Origin of the sequence: Nocardioides sp. GCM10027114, from assembly GCF_042659625.1 — a bacterium.
In the GTDB taxonomy this organism is placed as follows: domain Bacteria; phylum Actinomycetota; class Actinomycetes; order Propionibacteriales; family Nocardioidaceae; genus Nocardioides.
Map to the genome: position 1 here is coordinate 16075 of NZ_JBHSSS010000007.1, position 24331 is coordinate 40405.

General features: G+C 71.6%; 19 protein-coding genes. 4 read left to right on the forward strand and 15 right to left on the reverse strand.

The features are described from left to right. Positions 1–98 precede the first annotated feature (98 nt). On the reverse strand, positions 99–2693 hold the full coding sequence (locus ACFP2E_RS04125; RefSeq protein ID WP_378521381.1) for a DNA translocase FtsK: 2595 nt from the start codon (positions 2691–2693) through the stop codon (positions 99–101). Positions 2694–2792: 99 nt separating this feature from the next. Here ACFP2E_RS04125 and ACFP2E_RS04130 point away from each other — a divergent pair, with 99 nt between their 5' ends. Next, positions 2793–3434 carry a lysoplasmalogenase gene (locus ACFP2E_RS04130; RefSeq protein WP_378521380.1) on the forward strand — a complete coding sequence of 214 codons (642 nt, stop codon included), beginning with the start codon at positions 2793–2795 and terminating at the stop codon, positions 3432–3434. Between the two features lie 29 nt (positions 3435–3463). Here the strand turns inward: ACFP2E_RS04130 and ACFP2E_RS04135 are convergent, their stop codons facing one another. From ACFP2E_RS04135 to gcvT, 11 genes are all read right to left on the reverse strand, one after another. Beyond that, positions 3464–5245 carry a sensor histidine kinase gene (locus ACFP2E_RS04135; protein WP_378521379.1) on the reverse strand — a complete coding sequence of 594 codons (1782 nt, stop codon included), beginning with the start codon at positions 5243–5245 and terminating at the stop codon, positions 3464–3466. A 21-nt stretch (positions 5246–5266) separates the two neighbouring features. Further along, a complete protein-coding gene (locus tag ACFP2E_RS04140; RefSeq protein WP_378521378.1) occupies positions 5267–6958 on the reverse strand; it encodes a ribonuclease J in 1692 nt (563 codons plus the stop codon). Between the two features lie 13 nt (positions 6959–6971). Then, positions 6972–7862 carry a 4-hydroxy-tetrahydrodipicolinate synthase gene (gene dapA / locus ACFP2E_RS04145; protein ID WP_378521377.1) on the reverse strand — a complete coding sequence of 297 codons (891 nt, stop codon included), beginning with the start codon at positions 7860–7862 and terminating at the stop codon, positions 6972–6974. A 61-nt stretch (positions 7863–7923) separates the two neighbouring features. Further along, positions 7924–8409: a dihydrofolate reductase gene (locus ACFP2E_RS04150; RefSeq protein WP_378521376.1), complete on the reverse strand. Its 486-nt coding sequence runs from the start codon at positions 8407–8409 to the stop codon at positions 7924–7926. A gap of 18 nt (positions 8410–8427) precedes the next feature. After that, positions 8428–9237, reverse strand: a complete 810-nt coding sequence (locus ACFP2E_RS04155; RefSeq protein ID WP_378521375.1) for a thymidylate synthase — start codon at positions 9235–9237, stop codon at positions 8428–8430. 10 nt (positions 9238–9247) lie between these two features. Continuing rightward, positions 9248–9772 (reverse strand): hypothetical protein, encoded by a 525-nt coding sequence (locus tag ACFP2E_RS04160; RefSeq protein ID WP_378521374.1) that lies wholly within the window; start codon positions 9770–9772, stop codon positions 9248–9250. Positions 9773–9803: 31 nt separating this feature from the next. Continuing rightward, the gene (locus ACFP2E_RS04165; RefSeq protein ID WP_378521373.1) at positions 9804–10625 is read right to left on the reverse strand and encodes a PhzF family phenazine biosynthesis protein; all 822 of its coding nucleotides are present in this window, start codon (positions 10623–10625) and stop codon (positions 9804–9806) included. A 124-nt stretch (positions 10626–10749) separates the two neighbouring features. Beyond that, a complete protein-coding gene (locus ACFP2E_RS04170; RefSeq protein ID WP_378521372.1) occupies positions 10750–12117 on the reverse strand; it encodes an HNH endonuclease signature motif containing protein in 1368 nt (455 codons plus the stop codon). Between the two features lie 384 nt (positions 12118–12501). Next, the gene (locus ACFP2E_RS04175) at positions 12502–13893 is read right to left on the reverse strand and encodes a hypothetical protein (RefSeq protein WP_378521371.1); all 1392 of its coding nucleotides are present in this window, start codon (positions 13891–13893) and stop codon (positions 12502–12504) included. 89 nt (positions 13894–13982) lie between these two features. Then, entirely contained in the window at positions 13983–14240 is a 258-nt protein-coding gene (locus ACFP2E_RS04180; RefSeq protein ID WP_378521370.1) for a hypothetical protein, read from the reverse strand. Positions 14241–14283: 43 nt separating this feature from the next. Then, positions 14284–15390 carry a glycine cleavage system aminomethyltransferase GcvT gene (gene gcvT / locus ACFP2E_RS04185; RefSeq protein ID WP_378521369.1) on the reverse strand — a complete coding sequence of 369 codons (1107 nt, stop codon included), beginning with the start codon at positions 15388–15390 and terminating at the stop codon, positions 14284–14286. Positions 15391–15444: 54 nt separating this feature from the next. Between gcvT and ACFP2E_RS04190 the strand changes: the two genes are divergently transcribed. Further along, the gene (locus ACFP2E_RS04190; protein ID WP_378521368.1) at positions 15445–16944 is read left to right on the forward strand and encodes a leucyl aminopeptidase; all 1500 of its coding nucleotides are present in this window, start codon (positions 15445–15447) and stop codon (positions 16942–16944) included. Between the two features lie 22 nt (positions 16945–16966). Here ACFP2E_RS04190 and ACFP2E_RS04195 read toward each other — a convergent pair whose 3' ends face one another. After that, on the reverse strand, positions 16967–17329 hold the full coding sequence (locus ACFP2E_RS04195) for a hypothetical protein (RefSeq protein WP_378521367.1): 363 nt from the start codon (positions 17327–17329) through the stop codon (positions 16967–16969). A 97-nt stretch (positions 17330–17426) separates the two neighbouring features. Here ACFP2E_RS04195 and lpdA point away from each other — a divergent pair, with 97 nt between their 5' ends. Beyond that, a complete protein-coding gene (gene lpdA / locus ACFP2E_RS04200; RefSeq protein ID WP_378521366.1) occupies positions 17427–18806 on the forward strand; it encodes a dihydrolipoyl dehydrogenase in 1380 nt (459 codons plus the stop codon). A gap of 56 nt (positions 18807–18862) precedes the next feature. Next, a complete protein-coding gene (gene sucB, locus ACFP2E_RS04205) occupies positions 18863–20680 on the forward strand; it encodes a 2-oxoglutarate dehydrogenase, E2 component, dihydrolipoamide succinyltransferase (protein ID WP_378521365.1) in 1818 nt (605 codons plus the stop codon). 57 nt (positions 20681–20737) lie between these two features. On the opposite strand, the gene ACFP2E_RS04210 is transcribed toward sucB, so the two are convergent. Both ACFP2E_RS04210 and ACFP2E_RS04215 read right to left on the reverse strand, forming a co-directional pair. Further along, entirely contained in the window at positions 20738–21790 is a 1053-nt protein-coding gene (locus ACFP2E_RS04210) for a ribonucleotide-diphosphate reductase subunit beta (RefSeq protein ID WP_378521364.1), read from the reverse strand. Then, on the reverse strand, positions 21787–24216 hold the full coding sequence (locus ACFP2E_RS04215) for a ribonucleoside-diphosphate reductase subunit alpha (RefSeq protein WP_378521363.1): 2430 nt from the start codon (positions 24214–24216) through the stop codon (positions 21787–21789). Before ACFP2E_RS04215 ends, ACFP2E_RS04210 begins: the two co-directional genes overlap by 4 nt. Between the last annotated feature and the right edge of the window lie 115 nt (positions 24217–24331).

Consider the following 24331-nt stretch of genomic DNA (forward strand, 5'->3'; position numbering starts at 1 on the left):
CTCGCGCTTCGCTCACGACTCCCCCTGGATCGCTCGCAGCTCGACCGCGACGTCCATCTGGTCTGTCCTCTTGCGCCCGTAGCGCTCTCGCGCTTCGCTCACGACTCCCCCTGGATGGTCGCGATCACTCCGTCGATCTCGTCCGGCTTCACCAGGACGTCGCGTGCCTTCGAGCCCTCGCTCGGGCCGACCACGCCGCGGCTCTCGAGGATGTCCATGAGCCGGCCCGCCTTGGCGAAGCCGACGCGGAGCTTGCGCTGCAGCATCGACGTGGAGCCGAACTGGGTCGACACCACCAGCTCGATCGCCTGGACCACGAGGTCCATGTCGTCGCCGATGTCGTCGTCGAGCTCGCGCTTGCTGGCGGCGGGGGCGGTGACGTCCTCGCGGTAGGTCGGTGCGAGCTGTTCCTTGCAGTGCCGGACGACCTGGTGGATCTCGGCCTCGGTGACCCACGAGCCCTGCACGCGGACGGGCTTCGAGGCGCCCATCGGCAGGAACAGGCCGTCACCCTGGCCGACCAGCTTCTCCGCGCCGGGCTGGTCGAGGATGACCCGGCTGTCGGCCAGCGACGAGGTCGCGAACGCGAGTCGCGACGGCACGTTCGCCTTGATGAGGCCGGTGACGACGTCGACCGAGGGCCGCTGCGTCGCGAGCACCAGGTGGATGCCGGCCGCACGCGCGAGCTGGGTGATCCGGACGACCGCGTCCTCGACGTCGCGCGGGGCGACCATCATCAGGTCGGCGAGCTCGTCGACGATCACCAGCAGGTAGGGGTACGGCGCGAGCTCGCGCTCGCTGCCCGGCGGCACCTCCACCTTGCCCGCCCGGACCGCCTTGTTGAAGTCGTCGATGTGGCGGAACCCGAAGTTGGCGAGGTCGTCGTAGCGCATGTCCATCTCGCGCACGACCCAGGCCAGCGCCTCGGCGGCCTTCTTCGGGTTGGTGATGATCGGGGTGATCAGGTGGGGCACGCCCTCGTAGGCGTTGAGCTCGACCCGCTTGGGGTCGACCATGATCATCCGAACCTCGTCGGGCGTGGCCCGCATCAGCACCGAGGTGATCATCGAGTTGATGAACGACGACTTTCCGGAGCCGGTGGCACCCGCGACCAGCAGGTGCGGCATCTTCGCGAGGTTCGCGACGACGAAGCCGCCCTCGACGTCCTTGCCGAGGCCGGCGACCATCGGGTGGTGGTCCGAGCGCGCGGTGTTGGACCGCAGCACGTCGCCGAGCGACACGATCTCCTTGTCGACGTTGGGGATCTCGATGCCGATGGCGGACTTGCCGGGGATCGGGCTCAGGATGCGCACGTCGGCCGAGGCGACGGCGTACGCGATGTTCTTCGAGAGCGCGGTGACCTTCTCGACCTTCACCGCCGGGCCGAGCTCGACCTCGTAGCGGGTGACCGTCGGGCCCCGGGTGTAGCCGGTGACCTGCGCGTCGATGCCGAACTCCTCCAGCACCTGGGTGAGCCGGCCGACCACCTCGTCGCTGGCCTTCGAGCGCGCCTTGTGGGGCGAGCCCGGCTTGAGCACCTCGCCGCTGGGCAGCGAGTAGGCGATGTCGCCGGACAGGGCGAGCTGCTCGACCCGCGGCGGCAGCGGCGTGTGCGGCGGCGGCTCGAGCTCGGCCTTGCCGGCGGGCGCCGCCGGCTCGGGGGCGCCGAAGACGTCGAGGCCGACGGCCGGGATGGCGTCGGTCTCGGCGTCCGTGTGGGCGTCGTCCTCGACGGGCGCGGGCTTGCGGGAGCGCCGCTTGCGGACCTCACGGTCCTCGACGACCGGGCTGTCGTACGCCGGGTCGCCCATGTCCGGGTCGATCTCGCGGTCGCCGGAGCGGCGAGCGGCAGCGTCGTCGGCGGAGTGGCGCCCGAGCAGCTTGTCGCGGGTCTCGGCGAGCCGGTGGGGAACCTGGTAGACGGGCGTCGCCGTGATGACGAGGACGCCGAAGAAGGAGAGCATCGCGAGCAGCGGCACCACCACGAAGGGCGTGCGCAGCAGGTCGAGCAGCAGGCTGGAGACGACGAAGCCGATGGCGCCGCCGGCGGTCTCCAGGGAGCTGGAGTCGCCGAGCACGGGCTGCGGGCTGCCGTTGGCGATGTGGACGATGCCGAGGATGCCGAAGCCGAGCGCGCTCCAGCCGATCACCTGGCGGCCCGCCGGGCCGTTGTGCTCGGGGTCGCGCATGTTGCGCCAGCCGATGACGACCAGCATCAGCGGGACGAACCAGCCGACCTTGCCCACCGATCCGGACACCACGGTCCGGAAGAAGTCCATGACGCCGCCGGGCAGCTGCCACCAGACGGCCGCGGCGGTGATGACTGACAGCGCGAAGAGGACGAGGCCGACGCCGTCGCGGCGGTGCTCGGGATCGAGCTCGCGGGCGGTGCGGCCGATGCTGCGTGCCGTCGCCCCCACGGCGTGGGCGATCGCCATCCACACCGCGGCGAGTCCCCGTCCGAGCGTGGTGAAGCCGCGCGCGACCGGGCCGGGACCGCTGCGCACGGCGCGCGGAGCCGGCCGCGAGCTCTTGGTCGAGCGCGTGCTGCTGCGGCTGGAGGTACTCCGGGATCGGGTGCTCGAGCCTCCTCGCTTCGTGGAGCCCGACCGGCTGGAACCGGACTTGCTCGAACTGGACGAGGACGTGCTCTTGCTCCGCGACCCCGGCGGGGAAGACGTACGGGTCGCCATGCTGTCCACCCTAGGGCTTCGTCACACCCGTCACACGGACCACAGGAGCGTGTCGCCGGGCCGGCCGCCCGGCGGCCCGGGCTCTGCCATGCTGCGCGGGTGTCTCCCGAGCTGATCTGGGCGCTCCCTGCCGTCCTCGCCCTCGTCGACTGGTATGCCGTGGCGCGCGACGACCGGCGTACCGAGCGGTGGGCGAAACCCGCGGTGCTCACGTCGCTGATGGTGACGGCGCTGGTCCTCGGCGCCGCCGGGAGCGGGACCGGGTGGTGGCTGCTGGTCGCGCTCCTCTTCGGACTGCTGGGCGACATCGCGCTGCTGTCGGACACGGTCGCGCGGTTCAAGGCGGGGGTGGCGGCGTTCCTGGTGGGCCACCTGGCCTACGTGGCCTGCTTCGTGGCGCTCGGGCTGCCTCGGCCGGCGTGGGCGTGGCTCGGGCTGGTGCCCCTCGTCGTCGCCCTCGTCGCGACCCGGGACGTCGTGCCGGGCGTGCTGCGGGCCGCGGGCGGGACCGCCGGGATCATGGTGGCGGCGTACTCCGGCGTGATCGGCGCGATGCTGGTCACCGCGTGGCTGACCGGGGAGCCGCTGGTGGCCCTCGGCGCCACGATCTTCGTCGCCAGCGACTCGATCCTGTCGATCGACCGCTTCGTGCGTCCGCTCCCCCACGCCCGGCTGGTGCTGATGGTGACCTACCACGTCGGGCAGGCGCTGATCGTGCTCGGCGTGCTGACCAAGGTGTGACGGGTGGCCCGACGGCCACTCGGGCGGGCCTACTCCGGCAGCGGCACCCGCAGCGTGAAGGTGCTGCCGCGGCCGAGCTCGGAGCGCACCTCGATGGTGCCACCGTGGAGCTCGGCGATCCGCCGCGCGATCGCGAGGCCCAGGCCCGTGCCGGGAATGGTGAGGGCCTCCGGGTTGGACGAGCGGTGGAAGGCGGAGAACAGCCGCCCCTGGTCGCTGGGCGCGATGCCGATGCCGGTGTCGGTCACCCGCACCTGACCGTGGTCGCCGACGGGGGACACCTGGACGACCACGCTGCCGCCGGGCTTGGTGTACTTCACGCCGTTGCTGCAGATGTTGTCGATCGCCCGGGGCAGCTCGTCGGGGTCGCCCACCACCAGCAGCTTCTCGTCGGGTGCCTCGAGCGTGAGCTCGACGCCGGCGACCTCCGCCTGGATCGCCAGCATCTCGACGGTGTTGCGGCACACCTCGACGAGGTCGATCCGGCACCTCGCCTGCTCGCGCCGGTCCTGCACCCGCACGTAGTTGAGCAGGTTGTCGACGAGCCGGTGGAGGCGGTTGGCGTTGCGGGTGATGGCGGCCACCGACGACGCCGGTGCCGCGGTGTCCTCGAGCATCTCGGCGTGGCCGACGATCGAGGTGAGCGGAGTCCGCAGCTCGTGGGAGATCGTGGCGATGAGCTCGCCCTTGTAGCGGTCGACCTCCTGCAGCTCGGCGACCAGCCGGCGCTCCGTCTCGCGGACCCGGGCCTCGAGCACGAGCCGGCCCAGCTCTCGGCTCGCCTCGTGGATCGCGTCGAGCTCCGCCTGGTTGAACTCGGGCTGGTCGCGGGTGCGCTTGACGCCGAGGTAGCCCAGCGTCTCCGCGCCGGCCCCGAGCGGCGCGATCACCAGCCGGGCCCAGCCGTTCGCCCCCATCAGGTCCGCGAGGTCGCCGCAGCTGTTCGGGAGCAGCTCGCAGCCCGGCCCCTCGACGTCGACGACGATCGGCCGGGGACCACGCTGCGCGACGTGCGCGAGCAGGTCGCCGCGCAGCGACGGGACGGGTGCCCTGGACGGGTTCTCCAGCGGGAACCCCGCAGCGTGCTCGACCTGGTTCTCCGTCGTGTCGCGGTAGCAGCGGATCGACACCTGCGCGGTCGGTATCCCCCGGTGGAGCGCGGCGGCCGCCTCGGCGAGCACGGCATCGAGGTCGCCCAGCGAGCCGGCGAGCGCCACCTCCTTGAGGGCCTGCCCGAGCCGGACCTGCTCGGCGAGCTTCTCGCGCTGCTGGGCGTTGGCGAACGCCAGCCCGGCCTGCACGACGAACATCTCGAGCAGGTCGCGCTGCTCCTGGTTGGGGATCCGGTTGTCGGGCGGCAGGTCGACCGACATGTTGCCGAGGATGACACCGTCGGCGGAGTACAGCGGGGCGTAGAGGGCGTCGAGCGGGTGCCAGCTCTCCGGGTCGTCGTCCGGCTCGAAGTCCGGGATCCACAGGTTGTTGTAGGCCTCGGTCGGGACGCGGCCGTGGGGCACGTAGCGCAGGATCCCCCACTGGTCGGCCGCGGCGAACTCGTCGAAGATGTCGGAGGACGGGGTGCGCCGGCCGATGATCGCCTCGCGCACCTCCTCCGGCCCCGCCACGGCGACCATCACCAGGGTGTCGCCCTCGAGCCGCGAGATCGCGGCGACGCCGTAGCCGAGACCCTCCACGACGCCGTGGGCGACCTCCTGGAGCACGTCCCCCAGGTCGTTCGGCGAGTTCACCCGGCGCATCAGCTCCGCCAGCCGGCGCACACCCTCGGCGTGCGTCATCTCCCTCGCCGTCATCGATCCCCTTCTTGGCCGTGACTAGGCCTCGATGACCACCGGGATGATCATCGGACGCCGCCGGTGCGTGTTGTTGACCCAGCGTCCCACGACTCGGCGCACGGTTTGCTGAAGTTGGTACGAGTCGTCGACGCCGTCACGGACCGCACGGTCGAGCGCGTCGATGATCGGCTGCTTGATGTCGTCGAAGGTCGAGTCGTCCTCGGCGAAGCCGCGGGCGTGGATCTCCGGCCCACCGGCCACCTTGCCGCTCACGGAGTCGACGACCACGATCACCGAGATGAAGCCCTCCTCGCCCAGGATCCGGCGGTCCTTGAGCGAGGTCTCGGTGATGTCGCCGACGGAGGAGCCGTCGACGAAGACGTAGCCGCAGTCCACCTTGCCGGCGATCGTGGCCCGGCCGTCGACGAGGTCGACGACCACGCCGTCCTCGGCGATGACGACGTTCTCGTCGGGGACGCCGGTCAGGCGGGCGAGCTCGGCGTTGGCCCGCATGTGGCGGATCTCGCCGTGGATCGGCAGCACGTTGCGCGGCCGGACGATGTTGTAGCAGTAGAGCAGCTCGCCGGCGCTGGCGTGGCCGCTGACGTGGACGAGGGCGTTGCCCTTGTGCACGACGTTCGCGCCCCACCGCGAGAGGCCGTTGATGACGCGGTAGACGGCGTTCTCGTTGCCGGGGATGAGGCTCGAGGCGAGGACGACCGTGTCGCCCTCCTCGATGTGCACGAAGTTGTGGTTGCGCTGCGCGATCCGGCTCAGCGCGGACAGCGGCTCGCCCTGCGACCCGGTGGAGATCAGCACCTGCTTCTCGGGCGGCAGGTCGGCGAGGTCCTTGGCGTCGACCAGCACGTCCGGCGGGACGGTGAGGTAGCCGAGGTCGCGGGCGATGGCCATGTTGCGCACCATCGAGCGACCGACGTAGGCGACCTTGCGGCCGTGCTCGACGGCGGCGTCGAGGACCTGCTGGACGCGGTGCACGTGGGAGGCGAAGCAGGCGACGATGATGCGCTGCTTGCTCTGGTAGAAGACCCGGTCGAGGACCGGCCCGATGCTCCGCTCGGCCGTCGTGAAGCCCGGCACCTCGGCGTTGGTCGAGTCGGTCATGAACAGGTCGACGCCCTCCTCGCCGAGCCGCGCGAAGGCGCGCAGGTCGGTGATGCGGGAGTCGAGCGGCAGCTGGTCCATCTTGAAGTCGCCGGTGTGCAGCACGAGCCCGGCGCCGGTGCGGATGGCGACCGCCAGCGCGTCGGGGATGGAGTGGTTGACCGCGACGAACTCGAGGTCGAAGGGCCCGAAGCTGATCCGGTCGCCCTCCTTGACGACGTGGTGGACCGTCTCCTTGAGCCGGTGCTCGCGCAGCTTGCTGCCGAGCAGGGCCAGGGTCAGCTCGGAGCCGACCAGCGGGATGTCGTCGCGCTCGCGCAGGAGGTATGGCGTGGCGCCGATGTGGTCCTCGTGGCCGTGGGTCAGCACGAGCGCCTCGACCTGGTCGAGCCGGTCCCGGATCGGGTCGAAGTCGGGGAGGATCAGGTCGACGCCCGGGTGGTGGTCCTCCGGGAAGAGGACGCCGCAGTCGACGATCAGCAGCCGGCCGTCGTACTCGAAGACGGTCATGTTGCGACCGATCTCGCCGAGCCCGCCCAGGGGGATGACCCGCAGCCCTCCCTTCGGCAGCTCGCCGGGCGCGGAGAGATCGGGGTGCGGGTGGCTCAAGGAGGCTCCTTCGTCACAGCAGGCCGGCGGCGGCGAGTCCCTCGCGCAGCGCGGCCACCTCGTGGTCGTCCAGGGGCACCAGGGGCCCGCGGACGTTGCGGTTGTCGAGCACGCCGAGCAGCTGGAGGCCAGCCTTGGCGGTGGTGGCGCCGTAGTTCGGCACCCCCATGACGGCGTCGAACGCCGGCTGGAGAGCGGTGTGGATGCGCAGCGCCTCGTCGTGCTTGCCCGCCAGGAACGACTCGATCATTGCGTTGAGCTGCTCACCGGCCACGTGACCGACCACGGACACCAGGCCGCAGCCGCCGTAGGCGAGGTAACCGAGCGTGGCGGCGTCGTCGCCGGAGTAGACGGCGTAGCCGAGGTCGACCAGGTGGGCCGTGCCGGGGATGTCACCCGTGGCGTTCTTGACGGCGACCACCTGGGGGAGCTCGCGCATCGCCGCGTAGGTGTCAAGCGAGATGGCCGTGACGGTGCGCGGCGGCACGTCGTACAGCATGACGGGCAGGTCGCTGACCTCCACGACGGTGCGGAAGTGCTGCAGCACACCCGCCTGCGACGGCTTGTTGTAGTAGGGAGTGACCAGCAGCACTCCGTCGGCGCCGACCTTGGCCGCCTGGCGCGCCAGCTCCACCGAGTGGGCGGTGGAGTTGGTGCCGACGCCGGCGATGACCGAGGCACGGTCGCCGACGGCGTCCTTGACGGCCGCGAGGATCTGGCCGTCCTCCTCGGTGCTGGTGGTCGGCGACTCGCCGGTGGTGCCGGACACGACGACGCCGTCGTTGCCGTGCTCGACGAGGTGGGCGGCGATGCGGGCGGTCCCCTCGAGGTCCACCGAGCCGTCGTCCTTGAACGCCGTGGCCATCGCGGTCAGCATGCGGCCGAAGGGGGCTGGCGAGGTCATTGGCACAGGCTATCGCTCCGGCCGGCCACGCCCACATCCGCCGGGCGCCGGCCCGCGGGAGTCAGGCGCGGGTCCACCACACCCGGTCGTAGGCGTCGCCGTGGTCGCGCCGGACCTCGCGCCACTGCGACCGGTCGAAGTCCGGGTAGTGCACGTCGCCCTCGGGCTCGAGGGGCACCTCGGTGAGGACCTGCTCGTCGGCGTGCGGCAGCGCGGCGGCGTACACCTGGGCGCCGCCGACGACCATGCAGTCGCCGTCGAGGCCGTCGGCGAGGGCGAGGGCGGCGTCGAGGTCGTGCGCGACCAGCACGCCGTCGTGGCGCCAGTCGGGGTCGCGGGTGAGGACCACGGTGGTGCGACCGGGCAGCGGGCGGCCGATCGAGTCGAAGGTGGTGCGCCCCATGAGCAGGGTGTGGCCGAGGGTGAGCTGCTTGAACTCGGCCTGCTCGCCGGGCAGCCGCCAGGGGATGTCGGGGCCGTTGCCGATCACCCCGTTGCGGGCGACGGCCGCGACGAGGACGACCCGCTTGCCGCGCGGGGTGGTCATACCGCGCTCACTCTGGGCTCATACGGCGATCGGCGCCTTGATGCCCGGGTGGGGGTCGTAGCCCTCGACCCGGATGTGGTCGAGGTCGAAGGCGTCGAGCTCGCGGACCGACGGGTCGAGGTGGAGCGTCGGCAGCGGCCGCGGCTCGCGGGTGAGCTGCAGCCGGGCCTGCTCGAGGTGGTTGGTGTACAGGTGCGCGTCGCCGAGGGTGTGCACGAAGTCGCCCACCTCGAGGTCGGTGACTTGGGCGACCATGTGGGTCAGCAGCGCGTAGCTCGCGATGTTGAACGGCACGCCGAGGAAGACGTCGGCACTGCGCTGGTACAGCTGGCAGGACAGCCGGCCGCGCCCGGACTCGGAGGGGGCGACGTAGAACTGGAACAGCGTGTGGCACGGCGCGAGCGCCATCTGCGGGATGTCGGCGACGTTCCAGGCGCTGACGACGTGGCGGCGGCTGTTCGGGTCCTGCCGGATCTGCTCGAGCAGCTGGGCGATCTGGTCGACGTGCCGGCCGTCGGGGGTCGGCCACGACCGCCACTGGTAGCCGTAGACGGGACCGAGGTCGCCCTGCTCGTCGGCCCACTCGTCCCAGATCGTCACGCCCCGGTCCTGGAGCCACTTGACGTTGGTGTCGCCGCGGAGGAACCACAGCAGCTCCGCGAAGACGCTGCGCGTGTGGATCTTCTTCGTGGTGACGAGCGGGAAGCCCTCGCCGAGGTCGAAGCGCATCTGGTGACCGAACACGCTGAGCGTGCCGGTGCCGGTGCGGTCGCCCTTCTCGACGCCGTCGTCGAGGATCCGCTGGAGGAGGTCGAGGTACTGCCGCACGTCGGCGAGACTACTCGGTGATCTCCTCGATCTCCTGCACCCACCAGATGTTCTCCTGGTTGGGTCCCAGGCAGCGGATCGGGATGTCGGGGAACTCGTCCGGGAACGGCTGGCCCGACACCTCGATGCCCTTGCCGACGAAGGACGAGCCGGGCTCGAGGACGTCGCCGTCGAGGACCAGCGAGTCGTCCTCCGCGCCCGCGACGGTGGTGCCGTCGGGCCAGACCACGAGGTAGTTCTTGAGGCCCTCGGCCGAGCCGGCCTCCGCGCCCAGGCAGCCGTTGACGAAGCGGGGCGTCCCCTCGAAGCGCACGTCGCCGACCTCGTCCGGCGTCCCGGCGACGAGCAGGGAGTTGCCGGAGACCGGCATCTCGATGGCGGTGGGGCCCTCGGCGGCCGGCGAGGCGTCGTCGCCGCCGCAGCCGGCGAGCGCGGTCAGCAGGCCGGCGGCCACTCCCGCTCGGGCGAGCTTCGTGGTGCGAGCAGTGGTGCGCCCAGTGGTGCGCATGGCGGCGGTGGTGAACGGGGTCTTCAACGGGGGCTCCTCAACAGGGCCCCGCGGGCCCTCACAGGCGGACGTCGCCGGAGATGGTAGTCAGCGTGTCCCCGGCCACCCACACCGTGTCGCCCTCGACCTCCACGTGGACGCGGCCCGCACGGCCGAGCGCGGTGCCCTGTGCCGCGACGTACGACGTAGGGAGGCGGTCCCCCGCGAGCCACTGCGCAAGGCCGGCGTGGAGGCTGCCGGTGGCCGGGTCCTCGGTGATGCCGAGGCCGGGGCAGAAGGCGCGGACCTCGGCCGCCGTCTCCTTCCCCGCCGGGCGCGGGCCGACCACGCCGATGTCGAGGCCGTCGAATGCCGCCCAGTCGGGGTCGAGCGCCAGGACCCGGTCGGCGTCCTCCAGCAGCACCCCCACCCAGCCCGGGCCGTTGTCGATCCAGGCCATGTCGACCACGTCGTCCTCGCCGAGGCGGAGCGCCGCCAGGACGCGGCCGCGGTCCTCGTCGTCGACCGGCCCGCTCCGGATCAGCGGCGGCGCCGCGAACTCCAGCCGCTCGCCCCGACGGATGCGGACCAGCCCGGCCCCGCACTCCTGGATCACGAAGCCGTCCTCCCCCGGCTTCCCGCCAGCCTCGAGCCAGGCGTGGGCGCTGCCGAGGGTGGGGTGCCCGGCGAACGGCAGCTCCTCCTCCGGCGTGAAGATCCGCAGCCGGTAGTCCGCCGCCTCGTCCGTCGGCGGCAGCAGGAACGTCGTCTCCGACAGGTTGGTCCACCGCGCGAAGGCCCGCATCGTCTCCTCGCTCACCTCCCCCGCGTCGTGCACCACCGCGACCGGGTTCCCCATCAGCGGGTGCGCGGAGAAGACGTCGACCTGGCTGAACCGCATGCTCGGACCTTAGCCACCCCGCGGCGACCCCACGGTGGTCGAGCCCGTCGAGACCCAGAAACAGGCGTGGTGACATGCCCGTGCCCCCGCCGAGCCGTGCCTGGCGGGGTGTGGGGCGGGGCAGCTACTCCTCGGGCGGATCCGCGGACCGGTGCGCCTCGACGATGCGGCGTCGGGTTGCGGCGGGGTCGGGGGTGACGTCGCGGGTGCCGGTCTCGTCGCGGAGGTAGGTGTGGCCGTGGGGTGAGCGCCAGAGGAAGGTGCCGTCGTCGACGTGGGTGTGGGTCCAGCCGCCGTGGGTCTTGAGTCGGTGGTGCTTGCGGCAGAGTGCGGCGAGGTTGCACCGACAGGTCGGACCGCCGCGACTGTCTGGCACGACGTGGTCGTGGTCGCAGGACCTGGCCTTGCGGGTGCACCACGGGAACACGCAGTGGTGGTCCCGGTCGTCGACCAGGTCGGCCAGCCGGTCCGGGACCTCGTAGGCGCCGACCGGTGCGCAGCCGGACGGGTCGACCACCGGCTTCACGACGATCTGGGCCTCGGGTGCGGCGAGCCAGGTCCTGATCTGGTCGGTGGTGACCGGACACCGCAGGCCCTCGACCCGGCCCAGCGGGCCTGTACCGACCACCGCGTCCTCGGACAGGTGGATGACGAGGCTGATCTTGCGGCGACGGGTCGGGCGGCGGTGCAGCCGCCGCGGAGAGCCTGACTCCGGCTCTTCCTCATTGCTGCCGGTGAGGTCGAGGGTCTGGGCGCCGCGGGCGAGCTCCCCGACGGCCTTGGAGCGGCGGACGTCGAGGGACTCGTCGGAGCCGAGGTGGCGGAGCTGGGTGGCGAGGTCGGCCACCGCGTGCTCGAGATCCATCGCGTCGGCGGCGTCGAGGACGCCGTGGACATCGACGGTCCCGTCGAGGGTGGCCTGGTCGAGGTGGATGTCGAAGCCGCGGTGGTCGGCCTTGGCCTTGAACCGCTCGGCGGCGAGGGCGGGGTCGTGGCGGGCGATGGCCTCGTCGATCAGGTCCTTGAGCCGGGCCAGGCTGATCTTGTGCGCCACGTGGGCGACGTGCCGGTCCACGAACTCCGCCGCGTCGGGGTTGAGCGCGATGGTGTGGCGGGCCCGCCACGCCGGCAGGTCCCCGTGGACCACCCGTCGGTAGAGCCGCGGGAGCCGGTAGCGCAGCTCGACCGCCTCACCCAAGTAGGCGCGGCCGGCGTCGGTCGACATCCCCAAGGAGGCGGCCCATTCGGCGACGCAGAACTCGGTGATCAGCGGGGTGCCCTCGCCGGCGATCGGGACCGTGGTCTCGGACCCGTCGAGCTCGAACCCCGCCGCTTCGACCAGGGATTCCGCGGGGTGCTGGACCGCCCACCCGACCGCCGCCACCAACAGCTCGGCCTCAGCCACCTGCGCCGCCTGTCGGCGGTCCCGGGCGAAGGCCAGCACCTCGACGGGGCTGTCGCCCGCAGAGGTGGAGACCGTGGTCGCTGTCATGGGTCTACTCAAGCAGCGACCACCGACAGTCCCGGCCCGAAAAGCCCGCGGTTGAGGCCATCTGGGGAAAGAACAAGGTAAAGAAATCGCAGACCGCAACCCGAGCCGGTGGTTGAGGTGCGAGGCGCCCCGGCGCCGAGCCTCGAAGCCCCGGAAGGGAGGCAGGGCCCCGACCACCGAGGCAACGCATCTCGACGAGCTCGACCGGCTACATCGCCGCCCTGCCTCGGCTGCGGGGGTTTCGAGGCTCGCTGCGCTCGCACCTCAACCACCGGTGCCACTGGGTCTCGACGAGCTCGACCGCCGTTGGGCCGCCGCCCTGCACCGCTGGGTCTCGACGGCTCGACCACCGTGGGTCGCCGCCCTGCGCACCTGCCGGCGTCTTCAGCCGGGGAGGACCGGGCGGCCGCGGCTGTTGGGGACCTGGGCGACGGTCTGGCAGTCGCCGGTGGCGATCCGGCAGGTGCGGAGGAGGTGGGGGCCGGTCTCGGAGAGCCGGACGTAGCGGTCGGGCCCGGACTCGTGGTTGCGGAGGGCGACGATGTAGAAGACCGTGTCGCCCGGTCCGAAGGTGCCGGCCAGCACCCGGAACTGCGAGCCGATCGAGACATCGATCCGCTGGCCGGTCCTGGTCGACCAGATCGACAGCCGGGCGTCGCCCCCGGGCCCCGACCCCGTCAGCACGAAGTCGCCGTCGGTCGACAGCATGGCGTCACTTCCCGGCACGATCACCTCCCGGCCGAAGACCGGTTGCGTGACCCGGAGGGCCACCCCGGACGCCCTGGTGACCCGGACCGTCGAGGCGACGTCCAGGAGCGTCTCGTCCGAGACGCGCTGGGCCGTGTCCCACGAGGGGCTCCACCGCCACGATCCGTCATCGTCGTTCCCGTAGACGAGTCCCTGGTCGATGGCGACGAGCTCCACGTCGCTCTCGAGGCGGAGCCGCCCGATCTCCTCGTCGCGAACGGTGTTGAAGAAGATGATCTCGGAGCGGGCCCGGTCCACCCACGCGACCCAGCCGCCCAGCGACGACGACACGACCCGGCCGTCGGGCTCCGCCCACCCCAGCTGGGCCTGCTCGCCGTCCGGCCGCACGTGGACGACCCGGCCCTCGGTGTCGGTGTACACGACACCCTGCGTGACGGTCACGAGGTGCTCGACCTGCGGCAGGTCGAGGGCGACCTGCTCCAGCTGCAGCCGTCCGCCGGCGAACCACTCGATGTCGGCGGGGTTGGCCAGCCGGGTGACCTCGGCGTCCTCGAGCGGTGGTGCGGCGCGGCTCGTCACCCAGGTGGCGAGTCCGCCGACGAGCAGCAGCGCCACCAGCACGGCCAGCGTCCACCGGAGCCGGCGTGCCCGCCGGGCCCGGGCCAGCGCGATGGCCTCCATGACCCGTGGCTGACCGACCACCACCTCGGCCGCTCGGGCGCGGACCTGGTCCGCGGGTGGCCCCGCCCGCTGGGCCGTGCCGACCTCCCCGAGGTCGATCCCGAGCACCTCGGCGACCTGGCCCTTGTCGAGGTCCGCGACGTGGAGCAGCGCCGCCACACGCACCGCGTCGTCGCCCCCCGGGCCGGCCGCCGCGAACAGGTGCCGGTGGACCCACACGTCGACGTCGCCGTGCGGGACCTCGTCCCAGCCGATGAGGCAGTGCGACAGGCCCTCGACTGCCGCGACCTCCGCAGCAGCGGGCTCCTCCCCCGCCACCACCAGCGTGCGGACGAGGACCGGCCAGCGGGCGACGACGTACGAGGTGAAGTCGCTCTGGTCACCCACCGGTTCACCTCCCGCTCCTGCACCCATCATCCTGCAGGTATTCGGTGTCGCCACCGTGCTGGATGGACGGCGCCCGGGTCAGCGCAGGCTCACGCGTGCAGCGACATCGGGCCGTAGACCTGCCGGTCGTGCTCGAAGAGCGTCACGGCGTCCACGCCCTCGTCGGCCAGGTCGGCCCAGATCTCCCCGACCCAGGACTCGGCGTCGGCCTGGCTGGAGAACCGCTGCCCGGCGAGCTCGCCACCGACCGTGACCTCCTCACCCGACGCGTCCTCGAGCCGCCACCACCACGGCCGCTCGGTGGACGAGGACTGGCGGAAGGTCGACGGCGGGTCGGGAAGGTTCACGGGGCGGCTCCTCGGCTGGGTGACGGACAGCGGGCGGCAGGAGTCAGGACTCGCGGACGGAGGTGTCGACGAACGGCGGCTTCACGAGCTGGAAGATCTCGCGCCGGCCCCGGATGTCGACGCCGACCTCGGCGTCGGACGCGACCGAGGTCGGCACGAGCGCCAGCCCGATGCCCTTCTTCAGCGTCGGCGAGAAGGTCCCGGACGTGATCTGGCACAGCGGCACGTCCGCGGTCAGGCTCACGCTCATGCCGGGCCGCGGGATGCCCCGGCCGACCGCGACGAGCCCGCGCAGCACCCGCTCGGGTCCGCGCTCCTTCTCCGCGAGCAGCACGTCGCGGCCCCAGAAGGCGTCCTTCTTCCAGCCGACGGCCCAGCCGACCCGGCCCTGGCTGGGGGTGACGTCGAGCGAGATGTCCTGGCCGTGCAGCGGGTAGCCCATCTCGGTGCGGAGCGTGTCGCGGGCGCCGAGGCCGCAGGCGAGGATGCCGTGCTCCTCACCCGCCGACATCAGCGCGTCCCACAGGGCGCCGGCGGTGTCGTTGCGGACGATCAGCTCGTAGCCGCGCTCACCGGTGTAGCCGGTGCGGCAGACCACGACGCCGGCCTCGCCGAACTCCGCCTCGACGAACGACATGTACTCGTGGCCGGTCGGCAGGCCGATGGCGTCGAGCACCTCGTCGGACTTCGGGCCCTGCACCGCGAGGACGGCGTACTCCGTGTGGTGGTCGTGGATGACGACCCCCTCGGGCGCCTGCTCGCGCAGCCGGCGCACCACCTCGGCGGTGTTGGCGGCGTTGGGGACCAGCAGCACCCGCTCGTCGCTGTGGAGGTAGGCGATCAGGTCGTCGACGATGCCGCCGGTAGCGTCGTCGCAGCAGAGGGTGTACTGCGCCTGGCCCGGCTCGATCCGGCCGAGGTCGTTGCTCAGCGTGGCGTTGACGTACGCCGCGGCCCCCGGGCCGACGACCATCGCCTTGCCGAGGTGGCTGACGTCGAAGACGCCGACGGCCTCCCGGACGGCGGTGTGCTCCTTGACGACCCCGGAGGCGTACTCCAGCGGCATGGACCAGCCGCCGAACTCCGCGAACTTGGCTCCGAGGGCGACGTGCCGGTCGTGCAGCGGGGACTGCAGCAGCGAGTCGTTCATGTCGAGGAACCTACCGCAGGAGTGCGCTGGATCACGGCTGGCTATCCTGCCCCGGTGACGACGTACAACCTCCGCAGTGCCAGCCCCTCCAAGACGCGTGCCGACGCCGTGGTCGTGGGGATCGTGCAGGACGAGAAGGGCGCCCGCGTCGCCCCCGGTGGGGAGGACGTCGCCAAGGCCTACGGCCGCAAGTTCCAGCCGCTGCTCGCCACCCTCGGCGTGACCGGCAAGGCCGGCGAGGTCCACAAGGTGCCCACTGCCGGCACCCTCTCCTCGCCGCTGCTGGTCCTCGTCGGCCTCGGCAAGGAGTTCGACGACGAGATTCTGCGCCGTGCCGCCGGCGCCGCCGCCCGTGCGGTCACCAACTCCGGCACCGTCACCGTGGCGCTGCCCGCCGAGACCGCCGGCCAGGTCCGCGCGGTCACCGAGGGCTACACGCTCGGCGGCTACACGTTCACGGCGTACAAGAAGAAGTCCGACGACGAGCCCGCCGTCGGCACCGTGACCGTCCTCAGCCCGTCGGCCCGCAAGAAGGACGTCGCCGCGGCGTTCGAGGACGCCCAGGTCGTGGCGGCGGCGATCGCCGCCACGCGCGACTGGGTCAACACCCCTCCGGGTGACCTCACCCCGCCGCTCTTCGCGGAGGCCGTGACCGAGGCCGTCAAGGCCGCTGGGAAGGGCCGCGGCGCCCCCAAGCTCTCGGTCAAGGTCCACGACGAGAAGTCGCTGGCCGAGCTCGGCTGCGGGGGCATCCTCGGCGTGGGCGCCGGCTCCTCGGCCCCGCCGCGACTCGTGGAGATCACCTACTCCCCCAAGGGCGCCAAGAGCCACCTCGCCCTCGTCGGCAAGGGCGTCACCTTCGACTCCGGCGGCCTCAGCATCAAGCCGGCCACCGGCATGAACACCATGAAGTGCGACATGGCCGGGGCCGCCGCGGTCGTCCAGGCGACGCTCGCGATCGCCGCGCTCGGGCTGCCGGTCAAGGTCACCTGCTTCGCGCCGATGGCGGAGAACATGGTCTCCGGCGCCGCGACCCGCCCCGGCGACGTGCTGAAGATGTACGGCGGCAAGACCGTCGAGGTGCTCAACACCGACGCCGAGGGCCGGCTGATCCTGGCCGACGCGCTGGTGCGCGCGACCGAGCTCGAGCCCGACGTCATCCTCGACGTCGCCACCCTCACCGGCCACATGGTGCTGGCGCTCGGCGAGCGGGTCGGCGGAGTGCTCGGCAGCGACGACGTGGTCGACGCGGTCGTCGCCGCCGGCAAGTCGGCCGGCGAGGCGCAGTGGCCGATGCCGATCCCGGAGCAGATGGTCGAGCGCGTGAAGAGCAGCAAGATCGCCGACCTCGCCCAGCACGACTGGGTCCGCTGGGGCGGCGGGCTGTTCGCGGCCGCGTTCCTGCGGGAGTTCACCAACGGCGTGCCCTGGGCCCACCTCGACATCGCCGGCCCGGCGTTCCACACCGGCTCCGCCTACGGCCACGTCACCCCGGGCGGCACCGGCTTCGCCGTCGCCACGGTCGTCGACTACGCCCGCACGCTGGCGTCCTGACCCGCGCGCAGGCGGCAGGGGCTCAGATCCCCTGCTGCTTGCGCCTGCGGTTGTACTCCCGCATCCGCTGCGGGATGCCGACGACCGCCGCGTCGTACGACGGCACCTGGTGCTTGTTGGCGAACTTGTGAGCCCAGTCGACCGACGGCACCCGCCGCCGGGTCCACTCCCCGTCATGGGCCACCAGCAGCAGCGTGACGTCGCTGACCGCCGTCCGCGGCTCGACGAACCCCTCGACGCCGCGACGGCTGGTCACGAAGTCGAGCAGGTGCTTCTCGTCGGTGCCGTCGGAGGCGCGCACCGTGGTTGAGCCGGTGCGGGCGGTGTCGCGCCCGGGACGGCGCATGCGCGGCCCGGAGCGGCGGAAGCGGTCGAACAAGCCCATGTCGCCAGTGTCCCATCCGACCCGAAAGGCCCGGTGTGGACACGGTGGCGAAGAGTGCAAAGATGGGGCCCCACAAGTCCAGGACGGAAGGATCAGCGTGGCCGACGCCGACTTCGACGTACTCATCCTCGGAGCAGGCTCAGGCGGGTACGCCTGCGCACTCCGCGCGGCTCAGCTCGGGCTCAGGGTCGGGCTCGTCGAAAAGGGCAACCTGGGCGGCACCTGCCTCCACGTCGGCTGCATCCCCACCAAGGCGCTGCTCCACGCCGCCGAGGTCGCCGACGCGGCCCGCGACTCCGAGCAGTTCGGCGTGAAGGCCAGCCTCGAGGGCATCGACATGGCCGGCGTCAACGCCTACAAGGACGGCGTCGTCTCCCGCCTGTTCAAGGGCCTCACCGGCCTGGTCAAGGGCCGCGGCGTCACCGTCATCGAGGGCGAGGGCCGGCTGACCGGTCAGCGCGAGGTGACGGTCGGCGGCAAGGCGTACACCGGCAAGCACGTCGTCCTCGCCTCCGGCTCCTACCCCAAGTCGCTGCCGGGTCTCGAGATCGACGGCGAGAAGGTCATCACCTCCGACCAGGCGCTGCGGCTCGACCGCGTGCCGAGCTCGGTCGTCGTGCTCGGCGGCGGCGTGATCGGCTGCGAGTTCGCGAGCGTGTGGAAGTCGTTCGGCGCCGACGTCACCATCGTCGAGGCGCTGCCGCGGCTGGTGCCGGCCGAGGACGAGGCCTGCTCGAAGGCCCTCGAGCGCGCCTTCCGCAAGCGCAAGATCACCTTCCGCACCGGCACCCCCTTCCAGAGCGTCAAGACCACCGACGCCGGCGTCGCCGTCACCGTCGAGGGCGGCGACGTGATCGAGGCCGAGCTGCTGCTCGTCGCCGTCGGCCGCGGCCCCGCCACGGACGGCCTCGGGTACGACGAGCAGGGCGTGAAGATGGAGCGCGGCTTCGTCCTCGCCGACGAGCGCTGCCGGACCAGCGTCGAGGGCGTGTACGCCGTGGGCGACATCGTCCCGGGCCTGCAGCTTGCCCACCGCGGCTTCCAGCAGGGCATCTTCGTCGCAGAGGAGATCGCCGGCCTCGAGCCGACCCCGATCGACGAGAGCGGCATCCCGCGCGTCACCTACTCCCACCCCGAGGTCGCCTCGGTCGGCCTCACCGAGCCCCAGGCCGTCGAGGCCCACGGCCAGGACCAGGTCGAGGCGCTGACCTACGACCTCGGCGGCAACGGCAAGAGCCAGATCCTCAAGACGTCGGGCTTCATCAAGCTCGTCCGCCGCAAGGACGGACCCGTGGTCGGCGTCCACATGGTCGGCGACCGGGTGGGCGAGCTCGTGGGCGAGGCCCAGCTCATCTACGGCTGGGAGGCCCACGCCGAGGACGTGGCCCCGCTGGTCCACGCCCACCCCACCCAGAACGAGGCGCTGGGCGAGGCCCACCTCGCGCTGGCCGGCAAGCCGCTCCACGCGCACTCCTGATCCCCCCAGCACAGACACCGACAACGAAGTCACCGACAGCGAACCGAAGGAAGTCCATGGCGACCGAAGTCAACCTCCCGGCACTCGGCGAGTCCGTCACCGAAGGCACCGTCACCCGCTGGCTCAAGCAGGTCGGCGACCAGGTGGCCGTCGACGAGCCGCTGCTCGAGGTCTCGACCGACAAGGTCGACACCGAGATCCCCTCCCCCGTCGCCGGCACCCTGCTGGAGATCAAGGCCAACGAGGACGACACCGTCGAGGTCGGCGCCGTGCTCGCCATGATCGGTGACGAGGGCGAGTCCGCCGGCGACTCCGGCGGCTCCGAGGAGTCCGGTGGCGAGGAGTCCGGTGGCGAGGAGTCGGGTGGCGAGCAGGCCGAGCAGCAGGAGGAGGCTCCCCAGCAGTCCGAGCAGGAGTCCGAGCAGCAGGCCGAGGAGCCGCAGCAGCAGCAGGAGCAGTCCGGCGGCGAGTCCGGCGGCTCCGGCGGCGGCTCCGGCACCCCGGTGACCCTGCCCGCGCTGGGCGAGTCGGTCACCGAGGGCACCGTCACCCGATGGCTCAAGCAGGTCGGCGACGAGGTCGCCGTCGACGAGCCGCTGCTCGAGGTCTCGACCGACAAGGTCGACACCGAGATCCCCTCCCCCGTCGCCGGCACCCTGCTGGAGATCAAGGTCCAGGAGGACGAGACGGTCGAGGTCGGCGCAGAGCTGGCCGTCGTCGGCTCGGGCGACGCCGCGCCCCAGGAGAAGGCCGAGGAGCCGGCTCCGCAGCAGGAGGAGAAGCAGCCCGAGCCCGAGCAGAAGCAGGCCGAGCCGGAGAAGAAGCCGGAGCCCGAGCAGAAGCAGCCCGAGCCGCAGCGCCAGCAGGAGGCCCCCGAGCAGGAGGCCCCGAAGCAGGAGGCCCCCAAGCAGGAGCAGCCGGCAGACCGCAACGAGCCCTCGTCGTACGTCACCCCGCTGGTCCGCAAGATGGCGGCCGAGCACGACGTCGACCTGTCGAGCGTCAAGGGCACCGGTGTCGGTGGGCGGATCCGCAAGCAGGACGTCCTCGACGCCGCCGAGGCAGCCAAGAAGGCCAAGGAGGCTCCCGCCGAGGCGGCTCCGTCCGCCCCGGCCGCCCAGGGCGGTCAGGCCGGCCAGGCCCCGGCGGTCACCCCGTCGCCGCTGCGTGGCAAGACCGAGCCGCTGTCGCGGCTGCGGAAGGTCATCGCCAAGCGGATGGTCGAGTCGCTGCAGGTCAGCGCCCAGCTCACCACGGTCGTCGAGGTCGACGTCACCGCGATCGCGCGACTGCGTGACTCGGTCAAGGCCGACTTCCAGGCGCGCGAGGGCGTGAAGCTGTCGTTCATGCCGTTCTTCGCCAAGGCGGCCATCGACGCGCTCAAGCAGCACCCGTCGCTCAACGCCGCGATCGACACCGAGAAGGGCGAGGTCACCTACTACGACAAGGAGAACCTCGCGATCGCCGTCGACACCGAGAAGGGTCTGCTGACCCCGGTGATCAAGGACGCCGGCGACCTGTCGATCGCGGGACTGGCCCGCAAGATCGCCGACGTGGCCGACCGCACCCGCAACAACAAGATCGGTCCCGACGAGCTCTCCGGCGGCACCTTCACGCTGACCAACACCGGCAGCCGCGGTGCCCTGTTCGACACGCCGATCATCAACCAGCCGCAGGTCGCCATCCTCGGCACCGGCTCCATCGTCAAGCGTCCGGTCGTGATCGACGACCCGAACCTCGGCGAGACGATCGCGGTGCGCCAGATGGTCTACCTCGCGCTGACCTACGACCACCGCCTGGTCGACGGCGCCGACGCCGCCCGCTACCTCACCGAGGTCAAGCAGCGGCTCGAGGCCGGCCAGTTCGAGGTCTGAGCAAGCACTGACGCCGACCCGCCCGAAGCTTTCGGGCGGGTCGGCGTCATTTCGGGGTCAGAAGTCGTCGTCGAACGACACCGAGCCGGAGACCCCGACCTGGTACGCCGAGACGCGGCGCTCGAAGAAGTTCGACAGCTCCTGGACGTCCTGCAGCTCCATGAAGGCGAGCGGGTTGCTCGAGCCGTAGATCGGCTCGAGGCCCAGGCGCTGCATCCGGCGGTCGGCGACGTGCTCGAGGTAGGCCCGCATGTCGTCGGTCGACAGGCCTGCGACACCCTGGCCGAGGAGGTCCTCGGCGAACTGGGCCTCCGCCTCCACGCCCTCCATCAGCATGTCGCGGACCTGCTGCGCCATCTCGTCGTCGAAAAGGTCGGGCTCCTCCTCGCGGACGGTGTCGACGACGTCGAAGGCGAACGCCATGTGCATGGACTCGTCGCGGAACACCCAGTTGGTGCCGGAGGCGAGGCCGTTGAGCAGGCCGCGCGACCGCAGGAAGTAGACGTACGCGAACGCGCCGTAGAAGAACAGCCCCTCGATCACCGCCGCGAAGCAGATCAGGTTGAGCAGGAACGCCCTCCGGTCGCCCTTCGTGCGCAGCTCCTGCAGCTCGAAGACCGAGTCGATCCACTTGAAGCAGAAGTCGGCCTTGTGCTTGATCGACGGGATGTTGTCGACCGCGGCGAACGCCTCGTGCCGCTCCTTCTCGTCGGGCACGTAGGTGTCGAGCAGGGTCAGGTAGAACTGCACGTGCACGGCCTCCTCGAAGAGCTGCCGTGAGAGGTACAGCCGGCCCTCGGGGCTGTTGACGTGCTGGTAGAGGTTCAGCACCAGGTTGTTGGCGACGATCGTGTCGCCGGTCGCGAAGAACGCCACCAGCCTCGACACCAGGTGCCGCTCGGCCTCGGTGAGCCGCTGCAGGTCCTTGAGGTCGGAGTGCAGGTCGACCTCCTCGACGGTCCAGGTGTTCTTGATGGCGTCGCGGTAGCGCTCGTAGAAGTGCGGGTAGCGCATCGGCCGCAGGGTGAGGTTCATCCCCGGGTCGAGCAGCATCCGGGTCTCGGTCGTGTCGGTCGCAGTGCTGTCGGGGCTGGTCGTCTGGCTGGTCATTCGCAGGCCTCACAGGTCTCGGGGTTCTCGAGGGAGCAGGCGATCGCGTCGGCGCCAGTGGTCTCGACGGGCTCGACCGGCGTGGGCCGGGCCGCGGTCGACTCGACGGAGGTGGTCGCCTGCTGGATCCGGGTCGCGGGGCGCGACCGCAGGTAGTACGTCGTCTTCAGCCCGGACTTCCAGGCGTGGAGGTACATCGACGAGAGCTTGCCGATCGACGGGCCGGCGATGAACAGGTTCAGCGACTGGCTCTGGTCGATGAACGGCTGCCGGGCGGCGGCCATGTCGATCAGCGCCCGCTGCGGCAGCTCCCAGGCCGTGCGGAACAGCACCCGGACGTCCTCCGGCAGCGCGGCGATCCCCTGCACCGATCCCTCGGCGCGCTTGATCTCGTCGCGGACCTCCGGGGTCCACAGCCCCCGCGCCTTGAGCTCGCGCACGAGCGCGGTGTTGACCTGCAGGAACTCCCCCGACAGCGTCTCGCGCTTGAACAGGTTGGAGACCTGCGGCTCGATGCACTCGTAGCAGCCGGCGATCGACGCGATCGTCGCCGTCGGCGCGATCGCGACCAGCAGCGAGTTCCGCAGGCCGTGCTCGGCGATACCGCCGCGCACCCGCTCCCACCGCTCGGTCTGGGTGCCGGTGACGTCCCACAGGTCCGGCTGCAGCACGCCCGCGGCGGCCCGCGTCTCGGCGTACGAGGGGTGGGGTCCGTGGAGGCGAGCCAGCTCGCAGGACACCTCGAGCGCGGTCAGGTAGATCTCCTCCTGCACCCGCGTCGAGAGCTCGCGCGCCTCGTCGGAGTCGAAGGGCAGCCGCAGCGCGAAGAACGCGTCCTGCAGCCCCATCAGCCCCAGCCCCACCGGCCGCCACCGCGGGTTCGACGCGGCCGCCTCCGGGCTCGGGTAGTAGTTGATGTCGACGACCCGGTCGAGCAGCGGGACGGCGGTCCGGACGGTCTCGCGGAGCTTCTCCCAGTCGATGGTCTCGACGAGCTCGACCGACGTGGGGTCACCGACCAGGTGCTGGGCGAGGTTGACCGAGCCGAGGTTGCAGACCGCGGTCTCGTCGTCCGAGGAGACCTCGATGATCTCGGTGCACAGGTTGGACAGGTGCACCACCGGGCCGCCGGGCCCCTCTCCCGGATGCTGGTCGCGCGTCTGGTTGCAGGTCCGGTTGGCGGCGTCCTTGAAGGTCATCCAGCCGTTGCCGGTCTGGGCGAGCGTGCGCATCATCCGGCCGTAGAGCTCGCGGGCAGGCACCTGCCGCACGTAGCGGCCCTCCTCCTCGGCCCGCCGGTACGCCGCGTCGAACGCCTCGCCCCACAGGTCCGGCAGCTCCGGCGCCTGGTCCGGGTCGATGAGCGACCACGCCTCGTCGGCCTCGACCCGCCGCATGAACTCGTCGGGCACCCAGTGGGCGAGGTTGAGGTTGTGGGTGCGCCGGGCGTCCTCACCGGTGTTGTCGCGCAGCTCGAGGAACTCCTCCACGTCGGGGTGCCACGGCTCGAGGTAGACGCAGGCGGCGCCCTTGCGGCGGCCGCCCTGGTTGACCGCGGCGACCGACGAGTCCAGCGTCCGCAGGAACGGCACGATCCCGTTCGACTGCCCGTTGGTGCCCCGGATCAGCGCCCCGCGGGACCGGACCCGGGTGAAGGAGATCCCGATCCCGCCGGCGAACTTCGACAGCTTCGCCACCTGTGCGTAGCGGCTGTAGATCGAGTCGAGGTCGTCGCGCGGGCTGTCCACGAGGTAGCACGACGACATCTGGGTGTGCCGGGTCCCGGAGTTGAAGAGCGTCGGCGACGACGGCAGGTAGGCCAGCGACGACATCAGCCGGTAGAAGCGGATGGCCTCCCCCGGGCTCTGTGCGAGCCCGCAGGCCACCCGGAGCAGGAAGTACTGCGGGGTCTCGACGACCAGCCGTGTGGTGGGGTGCCGCAGCAGGTAGCGGTCGTAGACGGTGCGCAGCCCGAAGTACTCGAACCGCCGGTCGGCGGTGTCGTCGACGGCGAAGTCGAGCTTGCGGGCGTTGTCCTTGACGAACGCCGCGGTCGCGTCGCCGATCAGCCCCTCGGCATGGCCGAGGGCGACGGACTGGCTGAAGGACGCGACGCCCTGGTTGCGCACCTCCTTGTCGATGTAGCCGGCGAGCAGCCGGGCGGCGAGCCGGGAGTACTGCGGCTCCTCGCCGATCATCTCGGCGGCCGTCTGGATCGAGAGCCGGTCCAGCTCGGCGGTGGTGGCCCCGTCGTAGAGGCCGCTGATGGTGCGGGTCGCGACCCGCATCGGGTCGACGTCGTCGAGGTCGCGGGCGACGCGGTCGACCGCCCGGACGATCTTGTTGACGTCGACGGGCTCGGTGTCCCCGTTGCGCTTGCGCACCTGCATGGACGCCCGTCTGGTGGGCGTCTCGGTGACCGTCATGTCTCTCTCCTCGCGAGATCGGTCTCGGAGGTCCGGGACACGCGGGAGGGGACCGGGCGACCCCGCACCGGGCCCCCGACAGGGCCGCGCGCGGCGTCGTACCAGCCGTCGGCCC

Excerpts from the sequence above, each read along its gene's own strand:
- ACFP2E_RS04125 (WP_378521381.1), bottom strand. The coding sequence starts at position 2,693 with ATGGCGACCCGTACGTCTTCCCCGCCGGGGTCGCGGAGCAAGAGCACG.
- ACFP2E_RS04135 (WP_378521379.1), bottom strand. The coding sequence starts at position 5,245 with ATGACGGCGAGGGAGATGACGCACGCCGAGGGTGTGCGCCGGCTGGCG.
- dapA (WP_378521377.1), bottom strand. The coding sequence starts at position 7,862 with ATGACCTCGCCAGCCCCCTTCGGCCGCATGCTGACCGCGATGGCCACG.
- ACFP2E_RS04150 (WP_378521376.1), bottom strand. The coding sequence starts at position 8,409 with ATGACCACCCCGCGCGGCAAGCGGGTCGTCCTCGTCGCGGCCGTCGCC.
- ACFP2E_RS04165 (WP_378521373.1), bottom strand. The coding sequence starts at position 10,625 with ATGCGGTTCAGCCAGGTCGACGTCTTCTCCGCGCACCCGCTGATGGGG.
- ACFP2E_RS04170 (WP_378521372.1), bottom strand. The coding sequence starts at position 12,117 with ATGACAGCGACCACGGTCTCCACCTCTGCGGGCGACAGCCCCGTCGAG.
- gcvT (WP_378521369.1), bottom strand. The coding sequence starts at position 15,390 with ATGAACGACTCGCTGCTGCAGTCCCCGCTGCACGACCGGCACGTCGCC.
- ACFP2E_RS04195 (WP_378521367.1), bottom strand. The coding sequence starts at position 17,329 with ATGGGCTTGTTCGACCGCTTCCGCCGCTCCGGGCCGCGCATGCGCCGT.
- sucB (WP_378521365.1), top strand. The coding sequence starts at position 18,863 with ATGGCGACCGAAGTCAACCTCCCGGCACTCGGCGAGTCCGTCACCGAA.
- ACFP2E_RS04210 (WP_378521364.1), bottom strand. The coding sequence starts at position 21,790 with ATGACCAGCCAGACGACCAGCCCCGACAGCACTGCGACCGACACGACC.
- ACFP2E_RS04215 (WP_378521363.1), bottom strand. The coding sequence starts at position 24,216 with ATGACGGTCACCGAGACGCCCACCAGACGGGCGTCCATGCAGGTGCGC.